This window comes from Longimicrobium sp. (assembly GCF_036399255.1).
Lineage (GTDB): Bacteria > Gemmatimonadota > Gemmatimonadetes > Longimicrobiales > Longimicrobiaceae > Longimicrobium.
In genome coordinates this window covers 110,554-130,928 of record NZ_DASWNM010000016.1, presented here as the reverse complement: position 1 = coordinate 130,928, position 20,375 = coordinate 110,554, and the positions used below count along the sequence as shown (strand labels likewise).

Here is a 20,375-nt window from a genome sequence, read left to right as displayed (position 1 = left end):
TACCACCATCGACCGCCCGCCCAACCTCGAATGTCAGACTCGCGAGCATCCTACCCGCTCATCGACCTGTCGCTCGCGCGCCGGCTTGAGCGCACCGAGGCCTCCGCCAACGCGGCGTTCGTGACGGGGCGCGCCCAGCTGCAGCCGGAGAGCGGCGCCACGTGGACGGATGTGGCGGGCGCGTACGCCATGTTCGACGGCGTCGGCTCGCCGCTTACGCAGACGTTCGGGGTGGGGCTGTTCGCCGAGGCCGGCGAGGCGGAGTTCGAGGCGCTCGAAGCGTTCTTCCAGGAGCGCGGCGCCGAGGTGCACCACGAGATCAGCCCGCTCGCCGCGCCCGCCCTGCTGCCGCATCTGAACGAGCGCGGCTACCTGCCGATCGAGTTCACCAGCGTGATGTTCCGTCCCGTGGCGGGCGCGCTGCCGCCGGCTCCCGCGGGTGAGGGGCTCCGGGTGCGGCGCATCGGGGCGGACGAAGCGGAGCTGTGGGCGCAGGTTGCGGCGCAGGGCTGGAGCAGCGAATCCGCCGATCTGGTCCCGTTCATCCTGGAGATGGGAAAGATCAGCGCACGCGCCGAGGGCACGTTCTGCTTTCTTGCCGAGCTCGAGGGCCAGCCCGTGGCCGCCGGGGGGCTGAGCCTGTCGGAAGGCACGGCGCTGCTGGCCGGCGCCAGCACGATCCCCGCGGCGCGCCGCAAGGGTGCGCAGCGCGCGCTGCTGGAAGCCCGCCTGCGCTTTGCGGCCGAGCAGGGGTGTGACCTGGTGATGATCGGCGCGTCGCCGGGGAGCGCGTCGCAGCGCAACGCGGAGCGGCAGGGCTTCCGCGTCGCCTACACGCGGATCAAGTGGCACCTGCGGCCCCCGTCGGCGTGACGCTCCCGCCTCATACGCCTCGCGAGCCTGTGGCCACTCCCTCGCTGCCGGACGGCATCGAATTCCGTCTCTGTCCGCCGCTCTCCGACGACGAGCTGAACGCGTTGTTCGGCGCCGCGTGGCCCGCGCATCAGCCACGAGTGTTTGCGCCGGTGCTGGCGCGCAGCCTGGCCTGGATCGGCGGGTTCGCGGATGGCGCGCTGGCCGGGTTCGTGAACCTTGCCTGGGACGGCGGCGCGCACGTGTTTCTGCTGGATACGACGGTTCACCCGCGCTACCAGCGGCGCGGCGTGGGAACGGATCTGGTGCGGCGGGCTGTGACGGCGGCGGGCGAGAGCGGGGCGGAGTGGCTGCACGTGGACTACGAACCGCACCTGGACGGCTTCTATCGCCGCTGCGGCTTCCGTCCGACGCGTGCGGGGCTGATTCAGCTTCGCAAAGGTTCCTGAGCGCCAATCGTGCGCTCAGGAACCTTCGTGCTCGCCGGCTTCACGTAGAGGCGGACGCCGTGGTGATCCGCCGGGTACGCCACCGTGCCGGCGACGGGCCATGATTCTTCGTACTCCACCTCGCCGAACACCTGTACGTCGACGGGCCGTTCGAACGTGTTGAACAGGTCGGACAGCTGCAGGCTCGCTTCGGCACAGGATCGCGCAGGACGACGAGGATGTCGTAGTCGCTGGTGGGACGGGCGCGGCCGGTTACACGCGAGCCGTAGAACACGATGCGCTCCACGGCGTCACCCGCCGCTTCGAGAATCCCGGTCCCTGATCTGCTGCGCGGTCTGCAGATCCTGCTCGGTTGGCATAGACGATGTTCCTGGTGTCCGTCGCGTCCAGTATGGCGGCGCTTCAGTATCGTGGTCAATCCACCCGCCACCCAACAGGGTTCCCCCTTCGAATCGCTGGACGCCGGACCAGGGGTTCAGCAAATTGCGTGTGATCCCCGGCGCTGCCGCTCCCGATCTATCACCCCCGCAGGTTCCCGATGTCCGTGCCCACACCCGCCGTCCACGCCAGCGGCGTCACCGACGCGACGGACACGGCGCAGGCGCCCGCCCCCGCCGCGGGGGCGGACCTCTGTGCGGCGTGCGGGCGTGCGCTGCTGGGTGACTTCTGTCATGGGTGCGGCGAGCGGCGCCTGCGCGCGGACGAGATGACGCTGCGGGCATTTGTGCGCGACATGGCGTCGGAGGTGGCGGACCTGGACTCGCGCGCGTACCGCTCGCTGCGCCTGCTGTTCACGCGGCCCGGCTTGCTTACGGCCGAATGGATCGCGGGACGCCGCCGTGCGTACCTGGGGCCGCTGAAGCTGCTCGTGATCGCCTTTGCCGTCCTCCTCCTGGCCAGCAGCCTGCTTGACCGGAGGCCGACCACCGACATGGTGAGGCGCCTCGACGGGTCGTGGATCGGCCGCGCCATCGAGGGACTGGCCGGGCGGCTCAAGCTGTCGCGCGTGGAGACGCTGGAACGGCTGAACGACGCCGCGCTCAGCCATCTCTCCTGGCTTTCCGTGCTCGTCCCGGTGGTTCTGGCGGGGGTGCTCGCGGTGGTCTTCGTGCGGCGGAGGCGAGGGTACGTGGAGCACCTGGTGTTCGCCGCGCACACGTCCGCGTTCTACTTCATCCTGGGACTGACCATACGGGTGCAGCAGCCGGCAGCGGACCCGCTGCCCGAGGTGCTGCAGCGGGCGATCACCGTGCTGGTGGTGGGGGTGACGTGGGCGTACCTGTGGCGCGCCATTACGCGTGTTTACGGGGACCGGGGCTGGCGCGCCGGGCTCCGGTCGGCCGTGGTGGTGATCGGCCTGAACCTGGCGCAGATGGTCGCGACGCTGCTCGCCTTCTGCACCGCCGCGCTGTCGCTGCTGTACCTGTGAGGGTCGCCGGCCTGCCCCCTCCCCGCAACCCATGGGGATGCGGACGCAACACCGCACGATCGGTTCGGGGCTGCCCATGGGGTGGCCCCGGTTTTTCGTCGGGCCGCGAAGGATGATGGCTGCACCCCGACCCGACCCGTACCCGATGATCCGCGACCTGTTCGGCGACGCGACGATCCGCTTTCTCGCGTCGCACACGCCCGCGCCGGTGGCGACGTACCGGCTGGAGACGCCGGTGCCGCGGGTGGCGCGCACGCCGCCGGCCACGGTGCAGGCGAACGGGCTGCGCATCGAGTACGACACGTTCGGCGATCCGGCGCATCCGCCGCTGCTGCTGGTGATGGGGCTGGCGGGGCAGATGGTGGCGTGGGACGAGGAGTTCTGCGCGCGGCTGGCGGCGCGGGGGCTGTGGGTGATCCGCTTCGACAACCGCGACATCGGGCGCTCCACCTGGCTGGACCACGAGCCGGTGCCCAGCGTCGTTGCGCTGCTGCGGGCGCAGCGGCGCGGGCTGCCGGTGCGCGTGCCCTATCGCGTCCCCGACATGGCGGACGACGCGCTGGGACTGCTGGACGCGCTGGGCGTACAGTCCGCGCACGTGGTGGGCGTATCCATGGGCGGGATGATCGCGCAGACCATGGCCATCCAGGCGCCGGAGCGGGTGCGCACGCTCACCTCCATCATGTCGCACACCGGCGAGCCGGACCTGCCGCACCCGCACTGGCGCGCGTCGGCGTCGCTGTTCATCCCCGCGCCGCGCACCCCGCAGACGGCCCTGCGCCGCGCGGTGGACGTGTGGCGCGTGCTGAACGGCCCGCGGATGCCGGTGGACCTGGCGCGCACGCGGGCGCAGGCCGAGCTGGCGCTCAGCCGTGGCCGCAACCCGGCGGGGACGGCGCGGCAGCTGGCCGCCATCCTCGCCACGCCCAGCCGCGCGGCGGGGCTGCGCGCGCTCCGGGTGCCCACGCTGGTCATCCACGGCGAGGAAGACCCGCTGGTGCCGCTGGAAGGCGGCCTGCGCACCGCCGCGCACGTCCCCGGCGCGGAGCTGGAGGTGATCCCCCGCATGGGCCACGCACTCGCGCCGCCGCTGTGGGGGCGCATCATCGACCGCATCACCGCCCACGTCTCCAGCCGCTGATTGCGGCGCGCGGCGGCGGAGCGGCGCGGGAGGTTCAGGTGCCGTTCAGGCGCGCGCTACAGGCTCGATCGCGAAACTCATCCGGTACTTTGCCAGGCTCACACCGGGAACGCGAGAGACGGCGATCGCCAGTTCATCTGTAATCTCGCTCGCGATGATATAGCCGCGGCAGGGACCCTGGCCCAGGTGCTGATCGATCCACCCCATGTAGTACAAAAGCTGACCAAGTGCCTTGTTTCGTCCCCGGGACAGCTTGAGCTCGATGACGACGTATTTCCCCGCCTGATCGATGGCCAGCAGATCGATGCGGCCTCCTTCGACCGGGAACTCGATCCCTCTTCGCTCCCCTGACTCGTAGAGCCTCAATCCGGGCTCGATACGGTCGAGGTTGCGGGCGAGAAAGTCCCGGAGGTGCGCTTCCAGGGCGAACTCCAGTGACTCGTCCGGCTCGGGGTCTGGTTCAGGGCCAGGTCCAGGAGGTTGGCCTCCCGCAAGAAACTCCTCGTATTGCGCCTTGATGCGAAGATAGCGGCGACGCCTCGTCTCCCCCCGGGGAGTGTTTCCGAAGGACCAGTGCTCCTGCTTGAAGCGTTCGTACAGGTCGTGCTTCTCGAGCAGCGCAACGACGTAGCCGCGACGGAGCGACGACGTATACGATACATCCCACTCGATGGCCATCTGGCGGATTTCTTCTACTTCGCGCCGCAACCCGTTTGCCGCACCGAATGCGTAGGCCGCCCTCAATGACAGCGCCTGTGTCTGTTCCTCAGCCATGGCTTGTTGCAACGTATAAGTACCTGGAGCACTTCCATCCCTGGCTCAGAACACGACGGCCACCTTGCCGAAGTGCTTGCCGGATTCAAGGTAGCGCATCGCCTCCGGAAACTCGGCGAAGGGGAAGGTGCGGTCGATGACGGGGCGCAGGCGGTGCGTGGAGATGAAGCGGTTCATCTCCTCGAACATCTCGCGCGAGCCGGTCTCGATGCCGTGCAGCTGCACGTTCTTGGCGACGAACTGCCAGGTGTCGATGGGTGCGCTGAGCCCCGCGATCAGGCCGATGAAGCTGATGGTGCCGCTCAGCCGGACGGCGCGCAGCGAGCGGTTCAGGTTCTCGCCGCCCACCACCTCCACCACGTGGTCCACGCCGCGGCCGCCCGTCAGCGCCAGCACCGCGTCTTCCCACGCGGGCGTCGTGCGGTAGTTCACGGTTTCGGCGGCGCCCAGGGCGCGGGCCCGCTCCAGCTTGTGGTCGCTGCTGGAGATGACGATGGGCCGTCCGCCGAGCGCGTGGACGAACTGCGTGGCGAACAGCGAAACGCCGCCGGTGCCCTGGATGAGCACGGTGTCGCCCGCCTGCACGCGGCTGCGGCGGTGGACGGCGTGCCAGGCCGTCAGCGCCGCCACGGGAAGCGCCGCCGCCTCGATCTCCGTCAGGTGCCCCGGAACGCGCACGGCCGCCTGCTCCGGGAACACCCGGTACTCCGCCAGCACGCCGTCCGCCGCGGCGCCGCCCAGCGGCAGCACGTGCTTGTCGGGCGTAAGCTCGCCCTGCAGCCAGCGGGGCAGAAAGATCCCCGCCGCGCGGTCGCCCGGGCAAAAGCGCGACACGCCACCACCCACCGCCTCCACCACGCCCACGCCGTCCGACACGGGGATGCGCGGCTCGGCCGGCTTCCACGCGGCGGTGCCGTTGATCACCAGCAGGTCGCGGTAGTTCAGAGACGCGGCCGTCATCCGGACCAGGATCTCGCCCGGCCCGGGAGCAGGTGTGGGCCGCTCCTCCAGCCGTAGCGCGGCGATCCCGTCGCCCCGCGTGGTAAAGGCCTGCATGGTGCCGGCGAGCGGCCCGGGTTCGGTGCGGAGCGCGGGGGCGGGGGCGGACGTCGTGTCAGTCATGGGACGGGGCGGGTTCAGGAAGGCTTCCCGGCGCCTGCCGGGGAGCCCGCGTGCGCGACCAGCGGCGGTGGATCAAAGCCGGCGATGCGGACGTTGCTCATCCACGGGGACGTCCTGGTCCGGCAGCGCGGGATGGGGGCGGGGGATGATCCCGGCGAAGCGCGCGGATCCTCCCGCGCCGCCGGGCGAGGGCTCCCCGGCGGATCGGCGTCGCGGGCTACTGGACCTGCCGCATGGGGCGGCGGCGGCCGGGGGGCGCGGGCTCGGGGGGAACCTCCTGCACCGGCGGCGGCGGCACGGGGAGCTGGCGCACGCTGTCGGGGCGGCCCTTGAGTGGCGGGCGGCGGACGGGCGGCGGCACCGCGGACCCGGGGACGGGCGAGGCGGGGATGGGGGTGGACTGCACGCCGCCCAGGCTGTCGAGCTTGAAGGCGATCTGCTCCCACGCCTTGGCCAGCACCTCGGGATCGCGCGCGTTCACGGTGACCCACGCCTTGAGCTGGCGGTCGGTGACGCCGTGCTTGCGCAGCGCCTCCTGCCGCCGCTCCGGGGTGGCGTCGTCGGGCAGCGTGCGCACGGCCACGTTGGCGGCGATGAACTTGTCGCGCGAAATCACGCCCGCCGGCTGCTCGTCCCCCCCGCACGCGGAGAGGAGGAGGGCGGCCGGAAGGACCCGGAAAAGGCGATGGATCACGGGAGGTGCCTGCACGTAAACTTCCGCGGGACAACGGGGTAGACCGGCCGGCCGCAGGCCGGGGCCATGCGCCGGGCGCGGCGGAGAAATCCGCGACCGGAGCGTACCGGAGCGGCGCCGCCCTGTCAAGCCGCGTTGCGCCGTCCGCCGCCGCCGGATAAGCTACGCACTCGGTTTCCATCCACCCCTGCAGAGTACCGGAATGGCACGTCCCACGATCCGCGCGCGGGCCCTGCCCGCCGCACTGGCCGTTCTGCTGGCGGCGCCCGCGCTGGCCGCGCAGCAGGCGCCCCCTTCGCCCGCCGACGTCCTGGGCTACGGGCTGGGCGAGCGCTTTACCCCGTACGCGGGCGTGCAGCAGTACGCCCGCGCCCTGGCCGAGGCGTCGCCGCTGGTGGACTACCGCGCCTACGGCCGTACGCCGGAGGGGCGCGAGCTCATCCAGCTGGTCATCGCCTCGCCGCAGAACCTGCAGCGGCTGCCGCAGATCCTGTCCGCCAACGCCGAGCTCACGCGCCCCGAGACCTCGGCCGAGCGCGCGCGGCAGATCGCGGCCGGCAACCCGGCGGTGGTCTACTTCAGCTACGGCGTGCACGGCAACGAGAGCTCGTCCAGCGAGGCCGCGCTCTACACCGCCTGGGACCTGGCGCGCAACGCCCCGGAAGTGGCCGGCGTGCTGGACTCGCTGGTGGTCATCATCGACCCCGCCACCAACCCCGACGGCCGCGACCGCTACGTGGGCTGGTTCAACTCGGTGGTGGGCGCCGAGCCCAACGTGAACCCGCAGGCGCGCGAGCACCGCGAGCCGTGGCCGGGCGGGCGCTTCAACCACTACCTGTTCGACCTGAACCGCGACTGGAGCTGGGGCACCCAGCCCGAGACGCGCGCGCGGCTGGCCACCTGGTGGCAGTGGAACCCACAGGTGCACGTGGACTTCCACGAGATGTTCTACAACAGCAGCTACTTCTTCTTTCCCGCGGCGGCGCCCATCAACCCCATCTACCCGGCGCACATCCTGGAGTGGGGGAAGCGCTTTGGCCAGGGGAACGCGCGGGCGTTCGACCAGTTTGGCTGGGACTACTACAGCGGCGAGGCGTTCGACCTGTTCTACCCCGGCTACGGCGACAGCTGGCCCAGCCTGACGGGCGCCGTGGGGATGACGTACGAGCAGGCCGGCCACAGCGCGGCGGGGATCGCCATCCAGCAGGAGAGCGGCGACACGCTGACCCTGCACGACCGCGCGCAGCACCACCGCACCAGCGGCCAGGCCACGCTGCGCACGGCCGCCTCGGGGAAGAGCCGGCTGCTGCTGGACTACGCCGCCGGCCAGCGCACGGTGGGCGCGGGCGAGCAGGACTTTCTGCTGGTTCCCGGCGACGACCGCACGCGCGTGGAGGCGCTGGTGGCGCACCTGCGGCAGCAGGGGATCGAGGTGGAGCGCGCCACCTCCAGCTTCACCGCGCGGGCCACGGCGTACCCCGGCTGGCAGCCGGGCTCGGCGTTCCCCGCGGGGACGTACCGGGTGCGCGCGCGGCAGCCGCTGGGGCGCCTGGCCATCACCCTGCTGCAGCCGGAGACGGAGCTCAAGGCCGAGTACTCGTACGACGTGAGCGCCTGGTCGCTCCCCTACGCGTACGGTGTGGCGGCGTACCGCGCCCCGGCCGGCGTGGGCGGCGGATGGACGCCGGTGGCCGCGCCCGCCGGGGAGCCGGCCCGGGCGGCCGCCCCCGCGCCGGGGGTGGGCTACCTGGTGGCCCCCGGCGCCGGCACCGGGCCCATGGTGCGCTTTCTGGCCGCCGGCGGACGCGCCCGCGTGCTGAACCGGCCCGCCACCTTTGGCGGGCAGAGCTGGCCGGCGGGAACGTGGTTCATCCCCGCGCGCGGCAACGACACGGTGCAGGCGCGGGTCACGGCCGCCGGGCTGGGCGGCATCGTGCGCCCCGTGGCCACGGGGATGGCGGAGAGCGGCATCGACCTGGGAAGCGAGAACGTGGCCCGGGTGGAGCTGCCGCGCGTGGCCGTGGTGGCGGGCGAGGGCGTGTCGGCCACCTCGTTCGGGGCGCACTGGTACTTCCTGGAGCAGGAGCTGGGGATGCCGTTCGACGCGGTGCTGGCGTCGGACCTGGCGCAGATGGACCTGTCGGAGTACGACGTGATCGTGGTCCCCGACGCCTCGCCGCGGGCGCTACGCGGGGCGGACGAGGCGCTCAAGACGTGGATCCAGAACGGCGGCCGGCTGATCGCGGTGGCCGGCGGGGCCGAGGCGGTGGCGGGGATGGCGGAGGTCAAGGTTCGCGAGGGCGGCGCCCCGGCCGACAGCGCCGCCAACGAGCGCGCCCGCTACCTGGCCGGGCGCGAAGAGCGCCAGCGGCGCGAGTGGCGGCAGGAGGTGCCCGGTGCCATCCTCCCCCTGCGGCTGGACCCCGCGCACCCGCTGTCGTACGGCGCGGGGATGGACGACCGCCCGGGCGAGACGTACGCGCTGCACGCGGGGACCACGGTCTTCGAGCCGGCGGCGGGGCTGGAGACGGTGGCGTACTTCCCCGAGCGGCTGACGCGCATCTCCGGCGTCATCAGCCCCGAGAACCTGCGGCGGCTGGAGCAGGGCTCGTGGCTGGTCACCCGGCGGATGGGCGGCGGCAGCGTGGTGCTGTTCGCCGACGACCCGCTCTTCCGCCTGTTCTGGCAGGCCACCGAGCCGCTGTACGTCAACGCGATTCTGCTGGGGCCGTGATCCGCGCGCCCCGCCGATGATGGACCCGAGCCCCGCCGGACGCGTTCCGGCGGGGCTCGGGCTTGTCCGGCGCAGCGCGTCATCCGGCCACGACGCTGGGTCGATCGGGCCTACGAGGCGCTCTCCTCCTCCGCGTCCCCGAATCCCACCCGCAGGGTGCGGGTGCGCACCTGCTCCACGATGCGGGCGGCCAGCTCGTCGCGGGCGACCACCTCCTGCTTGCGGCCCGCGCCGCGCACGCGGACGGCCGCGGTGCCCCCCGCCGCCTCGCGGCCGCCGATCACCGCCATGTAGGGCACCTTCTGCATCTCGGCCTCGCGCACGCGGTAGTTGAGGGTTTCGTTGCGGTCGTCCACGTCCACGCGGATCCCCTGCTCGCGCAGGGCGGCGGCGAACGCGTGCGCGCTTTCCGCCTGCTCGGCGCTGATGGGGATCGCCACCACCTGCACCGGCGCCAGCCACACGGGAAACGCGCCCGCGAAGTGCTCGATCAGAATGGCGATGAAGCGCTCGAACGAGCCGAAGAAGGCACGGTGGATGACCACCGGGCGATGCTCCTGGTTGTCGTCGCCGGTAAAGGCGAGCTCGAAGCGCTCCGGGGCGGCGTAGTCCAGCTGGATGGTGCCCAGCTGCCACTTGCGCCCGATGGAGTCGGAAACGTCGAAGTCGATCTTGGGCCCGTAGAAGGCGCCGTCGCCCGGCTTCATCTCGTACGCCAGCCCTGTGGCCTCCAGGGCCGCACGCAGCCCGCCCTCGGCGCGGTCCCACATGGCGTCGTCGCCCAGGCGCTCTTCCGGGCGGGTGGCGAACCTGGCCGTGTACTCCAGCCCCAGCGTGCCGTAGAAGTAGTCGATCAGCGCCACCATGCGCCGCACCTCGTCCTCGATCTGTGCCTCGGCCAGGTACACGTGCGCATCGTCCTGGGCGAACTGGCGAACGCGCGTAAGCCCTGAAAGCGCGCCCGACACCTCGTTCCGGTGCAGCACGTCCTGCGTGCTGTAGCGCACGGGGAGCTCCCGGTACGACCGCTTCCTGGCCGCGTACATCAGGTGGTGCGAGGGGCAGTTCATGGGCTTGAGCGACATGTCGTGCTCGCCGGTCTCGTTGTCCAGCACCAGGAACATGTTCTCGCGGTACACGCCCCAGTGCCCCGACGTCTCCCACAGCCCCTTGTTGAACAGCAGCGGCGTCTTGACGGCGTCGTAGCCGTTCCTCATCAGCACTTCCCGCATCCACTCGCCCAGCAGGTGGTAGACCAGGGTGCCCTTGTGCGTCCAGAAGGCGGCGCCCGGGGCGTACGGGTGGAACATGAACAGGTCCAGCTGCCTGCCAAGGCGCCGGTGGTCGCGCTTGCGCGCCTCTTCCAGCTGGTGCAGGTGCTGCTCCAGGTCTTCGCGGCTGAAGAACGCGGTTCCGTAGATGCGCTGCAGCATCTGCCGCTTTTCGTCGCCGCGCCAGTACGCACCCGCGGTGTTGAGCAGCTTGAAGTGCTTCAGGCGCCCGGTGCTGGGCAGGTGCGGGCCGCGGCACAGGTCCAGGAACGGCCCGTTGCAGTAGACGGTGATGGTCTCGTCCGGGCCCAGCTCCTCCAGGCGCTCGAGCTTGAGCGGGTCGCCCGCGAACAGCTCGCGCGCCTCGTCGCGGCTCACCACGCGGCGCTCGAAGGGGTCGTCGGCGCGGGCGACGGCGTCCATCTCCTTTTCGATGCGCTCCAGCTCGTCGGGGGTAAAGGGCGTGTCGATCTGGAAGTCGTAGTAGAAGCCGCTGTCGATGGACGGCCCGAACCCGATCCCGGCCTCCGGGCGCACCCGGCGGACGGCGGTGGCCAGCACGTGGGCGGCGGAGTGGCGCAGCAGCTCCAGCGCGCCGGGGCTGGTCTCGGTGATGATCTCGACGGTGGCGTCGCTCTCCAGCGGGCGTGCAAGGTCCACCACCCGGCCGTCGACCCGGGCGGCCAGCGCGGCCCGGGCCAGCCGCGCGCCGATGGCCTCCGCGACCGCCCGCACGGGGGCCCCGCGCGGCACCTCGCGCACCGAGCCGTCGGGAAGCGTCACTCGTACGGGGTCCATGGATTCGTGCGTCATGCTCATGTCAGTTCCTCACGGTGGGACGCCGGCAGGCAAGGGCCAGGGCCGATGTGGTGTGATTGCGTGCGGGGTCAGGCGGTCGCGCGCGCTTGCGCTTTCTCCCAGGCCTCATCGGGCTCCATCCGGTTTTCGGCAACGAACTGCGAGAACTCGTGCCAGTGGATGATCTCCGCCAGCCGCACGGGGTCCAGGTTGCCGCCGCTCAGCACCAGCACCACGCGCTTTCCCTCGAACAGGGTGCGGTTCGCCGGGTTGAGCAGGGCGGCGACCGTGGTGGCGCAGGCGCCCTCGATCACGAGCTTTCCCTTGCGCAGCACGATCGCGATGGCGTGCGCGATCTCGTCTTCCTGCACCGTCAGGAGGGCGTCCACGCAGCGGCTGTCGCGCAGAAATGGAAGGGTTTCGCTGCCAACCTCGGCCACGGCGATTCCGTCGGCGATGCTCTGCCGGCGCAGGCCGTATGCGTCGATGTCGACCGCTTCTTCGCCTCCTCGCTTGCGCGCCAGGTAGGCCGCGGGCTGCGATGCCGATTCCACGCCAATGATGGCGACCGAGGCGTTCTGTGGCTTGATGGCGGCGGCGATCCCCGAGATCAACCCGCCGCCGCCCACGCCCGCGACCACCACGTCCACGTCAGGCCAGTCCTCCAGAAGCTCCAGTCCCACGGTGCCCTGGCCGGCGATCACCGCGCGGTCGTTGAAGGCATGGACCATCGCCACCGCGGGGCGGGGATTCATTCGTTCAGCGGCGTCCTCCGCCTGGGCGAATTGCTCGTCAGCGCACTTCCTGGCTGCATCGTAGTCGTTGCCGAAAAGGACCACCTCTCCCGTCGTTCCCTCCAGCAGCCGCCTGGTGTTCTCCACCTTTACGCGGGGGGTGCCGGTCGGCATCACGATGGTCGCCTGGATGTCGAAGTCGCGGGCGTGGCGCGCCACCCCCTGCGCATGGTTTCCCGCGCTGGCGGTGAACACGTGGATCGGGGAGTCGGGGTAGGCCTCTCTCAGGCAGCGGAGCTTGTTGAACGCGCCGCGCTGCTTGAACGACGCCGTCTCCTGCTGCGTCTCCAGCTTCAGCCGCACCTCCAGCCCGCCCCTGTCCTCGCGCTCCCATGCCTTCAGCACCAGCGCCTCCAGCCACGGTGCCCGGACGCAGGGGGTGTGCAGGATCGGCGGCCGTGTTCCGCCGTCTTCCTGTGGCCTGTCCTTCTGCATCGCGGTTCGCGCCTGCCTGATCTCGTCGAGCATCTCGATTGCCATTTTCCTCACCCGGTCGAAGGCTCTGGGAGGGGTTCCCCTGCATCGCACACCATCGGCACCACAAAAAATTGCTCCGACGGAGTGGCCGTGACGCGCTTGGCAAGTACACGAAAGTACAGACGGACGCTCTGCTACCGATTCTCCCTCTTCCCTTTCCCCGCCCGTCTGATCCCGGATCCCGCGGTTCGTTGTGCACCCGAACTTCTACTGCCGGCTGATACGGAGGGCATGGAGAGCACCGAGGAGAAACCGGTCCTCTTGTCTTCTCCGTCTCCCTGTCCTCCGTGTTACCGAATCCGGGAAAACAACACCTTGTTGAGTACAGAGGAACAGAGTCAGACAGAGGAACCACGATGATATTTCAGCTCGCGTTCTCTGTCTGACTCTGTTCCTCTGTACGATCATTCTTTTTCAGGACCCGGGATGAGGATGAGACGGCCCGTGGGGAATGCACAGCAGGGACGCGCACGTTCCAGGGACGTTGTAAGCTGATCATCCGTATTGGGTTGTGGATCATCAGGAAAGGAACCCGTCAGCGGAATCTGCGCCGGCGCGTCGGCGCCGGGCGTGCGGTGGGGGAAGCTCCGGCATCGTGCGCCGCTTGATGCTTCATCCGTTCCCGATATGTTTGTCGCTCCTTACGGGCACGGCGAAGGGGATCTCGCCGCCCCGCGTTCTTTCCCCAGCAGGATCACGGCGTCGATGACGGTTTGCTGATCGGGTAGGGCTGCAGCCTCCGGGAGGCCCTCCCACCCACGTCCTGAACGGACGCACCGCGCCGATCGTGCGCGTTTTCCTCCCGGCACCCTGTTCTGATCACGTTCCCCATTCCCGCGCGAGCGCCGTACGCCCGCGCGGGCGAGGGGAAAGCACCGGATATCGGCTCCATGTCTACTCATCTCGCCCCCGCGGAGGGGACCGGGCCCGCGCCCGGCTTCTGGACCTCCGTGCGCGAGGCGCTCCGCGGATCGCACCACGACTACACCGACGGGCCCATCGGCCGCTCCATCCTGCTTCTCTCCGTCCCCATGGTGCTGGAGATGGCGATGGAGAGCGTGTTCGCCATCGTCGACATCTTCTTCGTCTCGCGCTTGGGCGCCGACGCGGTGGCGGCCGTGGGGCTTACCGAGTCGCTGCTGGCCATCGTCTACGCGCTGGCCATGGGGCTGGGGATCGGCGCCACGGCGCTGGTGGCCCGCCGCATCGGCGAAAAGGACGCGGAGGGTGCCGCCCACTCGGCGGTGCAGGCCATCCTGCTGGCGCTCATCATCTCCGCCGTGCTGGGGATCGCCGGTTCGCTGCTGGCGCCGCACCTGCTGGGGCTGATGGGCGCGTCGCCCGAGGTCATCCGCACCGGCACGGGCTACGCCCGGGTCATGCTGGGCGGCGAGGCGGCCATCATCATCCTGTTCGTGGTGAACGCCATCTTCCGCGGCGCGGGCGACGCGGCCATCGCCATGCGCGTGCTGTGGCTGGCCAACCTCATCAACATCGTCCTGTGCCCGTGCTTCATCTTTGGCCTGGGCCCGTTCCCGCGGCTGGGGGTGACGGGCGCCGCGGTGGCGACCACGATCGGCCGCTCGGCGGGGGCGGCGTTCGCGCTCTGGCGGCTGTCGCGGCCGGACGGGCGCATTCCCGTGGCGCGGCGGCACCTGCGGCCGGACTGGGCGGCGATGGGGCGCATCCTTCGGCTCTCCAGCACGGCCACGCTGCAGATGCTGATCGGCACCGCCAGCTGGATCGGGATGGCGCGCATCGTGGCGGCGTTCGGCAGCCCGGTGCTGGCCGGCTATACGGTGGGGATGCGGGTGGTGATCTTTGCCCTGCTTCCCAGCTTTGGCCTGAGCAACGCCGCGGCGACGATGGTGGGGCAGGGGCTGGGGGCCGGAAAGCCGGAGCGGGCGGAGCGCGCGGTGTGGAAGGCGTGCACGTACAACCTGGTGTTCCTGGGCGTGGTGGGGCTGGTGTTCGTGGTGCTGGCGGGGCCCATCATCCGCTTTTTCAGCACGGACCCCGAGGTGGTGCGCCACGGGGCGGCGGCGTTGCGGGTGGTGGCGGCGGGGTTCCCGCTGTACGCGTACGGGATGGTGCTTACGCAGGCGTTCAACGGCGCGGGCGACACCTGGACGCCCACCTGGATCAACCTGGCGGTGTTCTGGGCCTTCGAGATCCCGGCGGCGTACCTGCTCTCGCGGGCGATGGGCCCCGTCGGCGCGTTCCTGGCGATCACCATCGCGTTCTCGTTGCTCGCGGTGGTGAGCGGCGTCATCTTCCGGAGAGGCACGTGGAAGACGAAGCGCGTGTGAGCGGCGGCGCGGAGGGCGAGATCACGCTGCGGGTGGTGGTGCTGCGTCCGCCGCCGGGCGTCGCGTTCCGCATGCAGCGTGGCCGCGACGGCCTTGTAGACGCGGTTTCCGCGGCGGACGGAGCGCGGGTCTTCGAGGCGGCGGTGCGCGCCGGCGGGCGCCGCGCGGGCGGCGGGCCCACCCTGCTGGGCCCGTTCGCCCACGGCCCCCCGGACGACCGGTTCCTGTACCTGAACTCCGGCACGTACGCGGGGCAGGCGGGTTCGCCGTGGGGCCGCCGGGCCAAGGTGCGGCTGGGCGGGATCGGCTGGGAGCTGGTGGAGCGCGCGCTGGGGGATCCGGACGTCGTCCTGGAGGCGCGGCTGGAGGGCACCGGCCGCGACGGCGGTCCCGCCGCCGCGGGCGTGGCCCTGCTGGACGGCGGCTGGCGGGCCGTCCATCGCGCGGACGCCGCCGCGTAACCGATTCACATCCAACGAGACCCGGATGCCCGTCCAGAACCGTCCCATCGTGATCGCGCACCGGGGCGCCAGCGGCTACCGGCCCGAGCACACGCTGGAGTCGTACCGGCTGGCCATCGAGATGGGCGCCGACTTCATCGAGCCGGACCTGGTCTCGACCAGGGACGGCGTGCTGGTGGCGCGGCACGAGAACGAGATCGGCTGGACGACGGACGTGTCCGACCGCCCGGAGTTCGCGGACCGCCGCACCGTGAAGGCCGTGCGCGGCGTGGACGTGGAGGGGTGGTACACGGAGGACTTCACGCTTGCGGAGCTCAAGACGCTGCGCGCGCGCGAGCGGCTGCCCCAGCTGCGCCCCGCCAACAGGGCGTACGACGGCCGGCTGCAGGTGCCCACGCTGGACGAGATCATCCAGCTGGCGCGGCGCGAGTCCGCCACCCGCGGCCGCGCCATCGGCATCTATCCCGAGACCAAGCACCCCGGCTGGTTCCAGTCCATCGGCCTGGGGCTGGAGGAGCCGCTGCTGGCCGCCCTGCAGCGGGCCGGGTGGACGGACCGGGACGCGCCGGTGTTCATCCAGTCGTTCGAGACGGAGAACCTGCGGATGCTGCGGGGGAGGACGGGCGTGCGGCTGGTGCAGCTGCTGGAATCGTCCGGCGGCCCGCGCGACCTGGCCCTGCGCGGCGACGCGCGCAGCTACGTGGACCTGGCCACGCCGGGCGGCCTTGCGGAGATCGCCACCTGGGCCGACGCCATCGGCCCGCACAAGGACCTGGTGATCCCGTGCGGCGAGGACGGCCGGCTGCGGGCGCCGTCGCCGCTGGTGGCGGACGCGCACGCCGCCGGGCTGGCCGTGCACCCGTGGACCTTCCGCAGCGAGAACTCGTTTCTCCCCGCCGACTTCCACGCCGGCGACCCCGCCGATGCCGCCTTCGCCGCCGCGCACGGCGACGCTCCGGGCGAGCTGGCCGCCTTCTTCGCCGCCGGCGTGGACGGCGTTTTTGCGGATTTCCCCGACATCGCACTGAAGGTGCGCGCGGCGCTCTCCTGACGCGCGCTCCGGATGCGCCACAGGCGTTTTTTTAGACGAGGCCTTGATTTTTCTCAGGGTCTCGCCCAGCTTTGTGCCTGTACTCTCCGTTTATTTGTAAGGTGCTTTCCACCCTCTGAACGGTGCGTCCCAGAATGGCACGTCCCTCCGAGCAGGCGCTGGAATACCGGAGGCGGATCGCCGGGCTTTCGTGGGACGAGCTTTCGGGGATGTGGAACGACCTCCAGGGCGGCCGCCTCGCCGGCTGGGACGCGGGCAGGGCGCTGGAGTACCTCGTGGTGAAAGGGTTCGCGCTTCGGGCTTGCGGGTGGAGTATCCGTACGTGGTTCCGCTGGCCGGCCATCCCTTGGAGCAGATCGACGGGATGGTGTTCCTTGGAGACGTGCCGTTCCTGATCGAGTGCAAGGACCGCGAGGCGGTGGACATCCAGGCCATCGCCAAGATGCGCAACCAGCTGATGCGCCGTCCTCCGTGGACGATGGGCTGGGTGTTCGTCTCCGGCACCTTTACGCGGCCGGCGGTCATCCTGTGCGACTTCGCCGCTCCGCACCGGATCACGCTGTGGTCCGGTCTGGACATCGCGGATGCGCTTCAGGCGCGGGACTTTGCGCAGGCACTGCGGCGCAAGTACGACGAGCTCTGCATGTTCGGTCTTACGGATCACTCACCCCATTGGCGGGAGCTGCGGAAAGATGTGCGATAGCTGCACCGTCGTAGCGGAGGAGCTGCTGGACGCGGTGCTCTTGAACCGCGTGATCCAGCGGGCGCTCTCCATCAACGCGCGGTTTTTCACCGGCGACGGGCAACTCTCGCTCACGTCACTGGCCAGGAACATCCTGGTACACGACGGCGGCCCGGTGTTCGTGGTCATGGATGCCGAGACGACGAACGGCGATCGGGTGGCCGAAGCGTGTGCCATGACACGGATGGCGCTGGGACACGTCTCCCCGGACGAGGCATTCGACGTATGTGCCCTGGTCCCGCAGCTGGAAGTGGTATTCTTCGAGGCGCCGGGCGTGCTCCGCCGGCGCCTGGGCGCGCATGTCCATGACCTGGAACTGGAACTGGGACGATTCAGTCCTGCGCAGACGCTGAACATGCTGCTGGCGCGGAGTGGCCGGGATCTCGAGTCCTTCGTTCGGGAACTGGATGACTGCGACCTCGATGCTCTTCTGGCGGGTCCGCAGTTGTCGCGGTTCATCAGTGCCGCGGATACGCTCTTCAGCAGCACGGCAGGCGTACCCGGCCGCTGACCACGGCCACGGGTGGGTGGATGGAGCAAGGCCCCGCCGGGCAGCCGGCGGGGCCTCTTGCGTTGCGTGGTAGTGCCACGCGAGGGAGCGGGCGCCACCTCGATCGTGGAGGTGGTGCATGGTTCTCCAGATCGCGCATCAGGTGGTGCGGGCGCCTTGCTCCAGTGCACTGGAGGAAAGCATGCCGCGATCCGCATCCCTCCAAAAATTTCTCATGGCCCCCTGCCGCATCCCAACTTTCGCCCGTTCCCGACAGCGCACGCCGGCTCGTGCCTCGTCGGCCGGCGCGCCATGCCATCGACTTGCACAAATCAGGGTTCGGGCCGGGAGAGCAGAGGAAACGGCACGAGAAAACTCGCTAACTCCGTTGACTCCGTGTGAGACCCATCCTTTTTGCGGATCCGCTGAAGGCCACGTTCATGCGCATCATACCGATCTCGTTCGTGTCCCTCACAGGTGTCTCCAAACAAACTCACAGCGAAGCGGTGACTTCCTGAGAGGGTGTTGCCAAACCCTCAGAGTCCCCAAGAAGCGGTGACTTCCTGAGGGAGCGCATCACGCCCAACCAGAAGTCACACTACAATTTGCGCGCGACCGAAGGACCTCGTTTCGGTGGCGCAGGGGTCAGATCAGGGCACGGGACCAGCCCCGTCGTTCTGCTGGCGAGGTCCTTCGGTCGGCGCGAAGGTGCAGCGTACAAGCGAGTTACGCGGCGGCGCCTCCCTCAGGAAGTCAATCACGCCGGGAAGTTTGGCAACACCCTCTGAGGGAGCGCTGACGGGGAATTCGAACCCGCATAACCGCCTGCGCGCGACCGAAGGACCTCGTGTGCCCCTCGCGCGGGCTGGCTGCCGGGCATGGGAGCCAGCCCCACGATTCTGCTTGCAAGGTCCTTCAGCCGGCGCCAGGGCTTCTTTGTACCCGCGGATCGAAGAGCGGCGCCTCCCTCAGGAAGTCAATCACAGGGCGAGGTTTGGCAACACCCTCTCAGGCTCAGAACCAGATGCAGTAGCAGCAGCCGCTGCTGCACTGGCCGGTGCCCGCGCCCACGCTGCTCTTGCAGTACTTGGCGCAGGCGCTGGTGGTGGTGCACGATCCGTTGGCGAACGGATCCCCGCACGCCGCCTCCGGCCGCACCTCCGCCACGGCTGACGACGCGCCGAATCCCAGCGCGCCCAGCACGGCAAAGCCCATCATCGACATCCGCGTACGGCGAAGCATGGTGCGCATGGCGTTTCTTCTCGGCAGGATGGAGGATTGGGGAACTCAGAACCACATGCAGTAGCAGCAGTAGCTGCTGCAGGTGCCGGTGCTGGCGCCGTAGTTGAACTGGCATGACTTCTGGCAGCCGGCGTTCGTGGAGCACGAGCCCTGCGCGCCCGGGTCGTTGCAGGCGGGGACGCGCGCCTCCGCGCGCACCGACGTGGCGCCGAACAGCAGCGCCGCGCCCACGCCGGCGGTGAACACCGCCGTCCGCACCTTTCCGAGACGTCTCGACATTCCGTTCTCCTTGTCTGATGGGGATGTGCCGAGAGAAGCGGCGCAAAACGTGTACCCAATTCCACGGGTGGAGCCGAAACGCAATGCCTGCAGATGATGAGGCCCTGCCGGGAGCCGGCGGGGCCTCTCATGTCACGTCGGAGCGGCGGAACTCCGGCTTCGCCAGCGGTCGGGCCCCTTCTCCGGCGGCCTGGGGGCAGGGCTTGGGTGTCTCGACACAGCGCAGGGTGCCATCGGGATTGACGACGCAGGCCACGTCCCAGCAGCGGATCTCCTGGGCGCTCAGCACGTGTGTGCCGCGTGCGGCGCCCACCGCCACCGTGGTGACCGCCAAGAGGAGCAGGACGAGCTTCGGTTTTCTCCGGCGCCGGGGCGGCGTCACGGAGCGTTCCGCTCGGCCGCTGGAGAACGGGGGGCGCAGAGGGGCACGCAGTGCGGCAGGGTGTCGGCCCCACGTGCACGGGCGGTGCGGTTCACCACCGCGAGCACCGCTTCCAGCTGGCCGGGCCCGAACCAGCCCCGCACCTCCTCCAGGTCGGCACGCGTCGCGGGGCGCCCCGCGGCTTCGGGTGAAACCGGGCTCGTCAGCAGCCGCTGCTGCAGCGGCGTCAGCTCCCATTTCAGGGGCGACGGCGCCAGCCGTGGCGCGGTTGCGTTTCCGGTCAAGCTGTCGCCGCACCCTGAGAGCCCGCTCGCCACCAGGGAGAGCAGGATCACGCCGGTGACGTTTCGCCGGATCGTCGTCATTCGATGTTCACCTTGCTGCAATCCACCGGCGTGTATTCGCAGACCGCACTCCCGTCCGGGTAGACCACGCACTTCTTCCGGAAGCACACCACCGTCTGCGCCGCGATCTCCCGCACCGCCGGGATGAGCGCAACGCCGAACAGGGCAAGCCACAGCACCGCGGGAAGCGTTCGGATCTTCATGGGAAGGGGGAGGTGGGGAGAGGAGGTTCACGTCGTCTTCCACAGGATAGTGATTGCGGGCATCTCGCGCAATTATTCCGATAAAGAGCGCATGCTTTCGGGCGCTGCGTCTCGGCGAGAGGCGGGCGTTGGAACCGCTACCGGCGGGGTGGGATGCCGCCGCGGCCTTTCATGTGAAACGCATGACGGTCTGGCAGGCCGGGGGCGGCATGGTACTTGTCTTTGTCTTCCGCAGCACCGCCCGGCGGAAGTCGCGGGTTTGTAGGATGCGGCGCCGCTGCCGGCGAATGGACCTACACGGAATGAAGACGACTCG

The 20,375-nt window shown here is 70.1% G+C and carries 21 protein-coding genes; 10 read left to right on the top strand and 11 right to left on the bottom strand.

Features of this window, described 5'->3' with window-relative positions; all coding sequences use genetic code 11:
• The first annotated feature begins 30 nt into the window (after positions 1–30).
• Both VGC13_RS01675 and VGC13_RS01670 read left to right on the top strand, forming a co-directional pair.
• The gene (locus tag VGC13_RS01675; protein ID WP_331123454.1) at positions 31–873 is read left to right on the top strand and encodes a GNAT family N-acetyltransferase; all 843 of its coding nucleotides are present in this window, start codon (positions 31–33) and stop codon (positions 871–873) included.
• A 29-nt stretch (positions 874–902) separates the two neighbouring features.
• On the top strand, positions 903–1,322 hold the full coding sequence (locus tag VGC13_RS01670; RefSeq protein ID WP_331123453.1) for a GNAT family N-acetyltransferase: 420 nt from the start codon (positions 903–905) through the stop codon (positions 1,320–1,322).
• A gap of 40 nt (positions 1,323–1,362) precedes the next feature.
• On the opposite strand, the gene VGC13_RS33385 is transcribed toward VGC13_RS01670, so the two are convergent.
• Positions 1,363–1,608 carry a nucleotidyltransferase domain-containing protein gene (locus VGC13_RS33385; protein WP_349264166.1) on the bottom strand — a complete coding sequence of 82 codons (246 nt, stop codon included), beginning with the start codon at positions 1,606–1,608 and terminating at the stop codon, positions 1,363–1,365.
• 252 nt (positions 1,609–1,860) lie between these two features.
• On the opposite strand from VGC13_RS33385, the gene VGC13_RS01665 reads away from it, so the two are divergent.
• Positions 1,861–2,751: a DUF3667 domain-containing protein gene (locus VGC13_RS01665; RefSeq protein WP_331123452.1), complete on the top strand. Its 891-nt coding sequence runs from the start codon at positions 1,861–1,863 to the stop codon at positions 2,749–2,751.
• 115 nt (positions 2,752–2,866) lie between these two features.
• On the top strand, positions 2,867–3,892 hold the full coding sequence (locus VGC13_RS01660) for an alpha/beta fold hydrolase (RefSeq protein ID WP_331123451.1): 1,026 nt from the start codon (positions 2,867–2,869) through the stop codon (positions 3,890–3,892).
• Positions 3,893–3,937: 45 nt separating this feature from the next.
• Here the strand turns inward: VGC13_RS01660 and VGC13_RS01655 are convergent, their stop codons facing one another.
• From VGC13_RS01655 to VGC13_RS01645, 3 genes are all read right to left on the bottom strand, one after another.
• Positions 3,938–4,666 (bottom strand): endonuclease NucS domain-containing protein, encoded by a 729-nt coding sequence (locus VGC13_RS01655; RefSeq protein ID WP_331123450.1) that lies wholly within the window; start codon positions 4,664–4,666, stop codon positions 3,938–3,940.
• Positions 4,667–4,711: 45 nt separating this feature from the next.
• Complete coding sequence (locus VGC13_RS01650; protein WP_331123449.1) at positions 4,712–5,788, bottom strand: NAD(P)-dependent alcohol dehydrogenase; 1,077 nt, start codon at positions 5,786–5,788, stop codon at positions 4,712–4,714.
• A 217-nt stretch (positions 5,789–6,005) separates the two neighbouring features.
• Positions 6,006–6,482 carry a hypothetical protein gene (locus VGC13_RS01645; protein WP_331123448.1) on the bottom strand — a complete coding sequence of 159 codons (477 nt, stop codon included), beginning with the start codon at positions 6,480–6,482 and terminating at the stop codon, positions 6,006–6,008.
• 202 nt (positions 6,483–6,684) lie between these two features.
• Between VGC13_RS01645 and VGC13_RS01640 the strand changes: the two genes are divergently transcribed.
• Positions 6,685–9,216 (top strand): M14 family metallopeptidase, encoded by a 2,532-nt coding sequence (locus VGC13_RS01640; RefSeq protein ID WP_331123447.1) that lies wholly within the window; start codon positions 6,685–6,687, stop codon positions 9,214–9,216.
• 110 nt (positions 9,217–9,326) lie between these two features.
• On the opposite strand, the gene thrS is transcribed toward VGC13_RS01640, so the two are convergent.
• Positions 9,327–11,306, bottom strand: coding sequence for a threonine--tRNA ligase (gene thrS / locus VGC13_RS01635; RefSeq protein WP_331123446.1), 1,980 nt, complete (start codon positions 11,304–11,306; stop codon positions 9,327–9,329).
• A 68-nt stretch (positions 11,307–11,374) separates the two neighbouring features.
• On the bottom strand, positions 11,375–12,547 hold the full coding sequence (locus VGC13_RS01630) for a threonine ammonia-lyase (RefSeq protein ID WP_331123445.1): 1,173 nt from the start codon (positions 12,545–12,547) through the stop codon (positions 11,375–11,377).
• Between the two features lie 899 nt (positions 12,548–13,446).
• Here VGC13_RS01630 and VGC13_RS01625 point away from each other — a divergent pair.
• From VGC13_RS01625 to VGC13_RS01605, 5 genes are all read left to right on the top strand, one after another.
• Positions 13,447–14,865 (top strand): MATE family efflux transporter, encoded by a 1,419-nt coding sequence (locus VGC13_RS01625; RefSeq protein ID WP_331123444.1) that lies wholly within the window; start codon positions 13,447–13,449, stop codon positions 14,863–14,865.
• Positions 14,844–15,326: a DUF5990 family protein gene (locus tag VGC13_RS01620; protein ID WP_331123443.1), complete on the top strand. Its 483-nt coding sequence runs from the start codon at positions 14,844–14,846 to the stop codon at positions 15,324–15,326. The genes VGC13_RS01625 and VGC13_RS01620 overlap by 22 nt, the downstream gene beginning before the upstream one ends.
• A 25-nt stretch (positions 15,327–15,351) precedes the next feature.
• Positions 15,352–16,377: a glycerophosphodiester phosphodiesterase gene (locus VGC13_RS01615; RefSeq protein WP_331123442.1), complete on the top strand. Its 1,026-nt coding sequence runs from the start codon at positions 15,352–15,354 to the stop codon at positions 16,375–16,377.
• Positions 16,378–16,699: 322 nt separating this feature from the next.
• Positions 16,700–17,080, top strand: a complete 381-nt coding sequence (locus VGC13_RS01610) for a hypothetical protein (RefSeq protein ID WP_331123441.1) — start codon at positions 16,700–16,702, stop codon at positions 17,078–17,080.
• Positions 17,070–17,630 (top strand): hypothetical protein, encoded by a 561-nt coding sequence (locus tag VGC13_RS01605; protein ID WP_331123440.1) that lies wholly within the window; start codon positions 17,070–17,072, stop codon positions 17,628–17,630. The genes VGC13_RS01610 and VGC13_RS01605 overlap by 11 nt, the downstream gene beginning before the upstream one ends.
• 993 nt (positions 17,631–18,623) lie before the next feature.
• On the opposite strand, the gene VGC13_RS01600 is transcribed toward VGC13_RS01605, so the two are convergent.
• From VGC13_RS01600 to VGC13_RS01580, 5 genes are all read right to left on the bottom strand, one after another.
• Positions 18,624–18,860, bottom strand: coding sequence for a hypothetical protein (locus VGC13_RS01600; protein WP_331123439.1), 237 nt, complete (start codon positions 18,858–18,860; stop codon positions 18,624–18,626).
• 36 nt (positions 18,861–18,896) lie between these two features.
• Entirely contained in the window at positions 18,897–19,130 is a 234-nt protein-coding gene (locus VGC13_RS01595) for a hypothetical protein (protein ID WP_331123438.1), read from the bottom strand.
• A gap of 127 nt (positions 19,131–19,257) precedes the next feature.
• The gene (locus VGC13_RS01590) at positions 19,258–19,512 is read right to left on the bottom strand and encodes a hypothetical protein (RefSeq protein WP_331123437.1); all 255 of its coding nucleotides are present in this window, start codon (positions 19,510–19,512) and stop codon (positions 19,258–19,260) included.
• The gene (locus VGC13_RS01585) at positions 19,509–19,877 is read right to left on the bottom strand and encodes a hypothetical protein (RefSeq protein ID WP_331123436.1); all 369 of its coding nucleotides are present in this window, start codon (positions 19,875–19,877) and stop codon (positions 19,509–19,511) included. Before VGC13_RS01585 ends, VGC13_RS01590 begins: the two co-directional genes overlap by 4 nt.
• Entirely contained in the window at positions 19,874–20,059 is a 186-nt protein-coding gene (locus VGC13_RS01580) for a hypothetical protein (RefSeq protein WP_331123435.1), read from the bottom strand. The genes VGC13_RS01585 and VGC13_RS01580 overlap by 4 nt, the downstream gene beginning before the upstream one ends.
• Between the last annotated feature and the right edge of the window lie 316 nt (positions 20,060–20,375).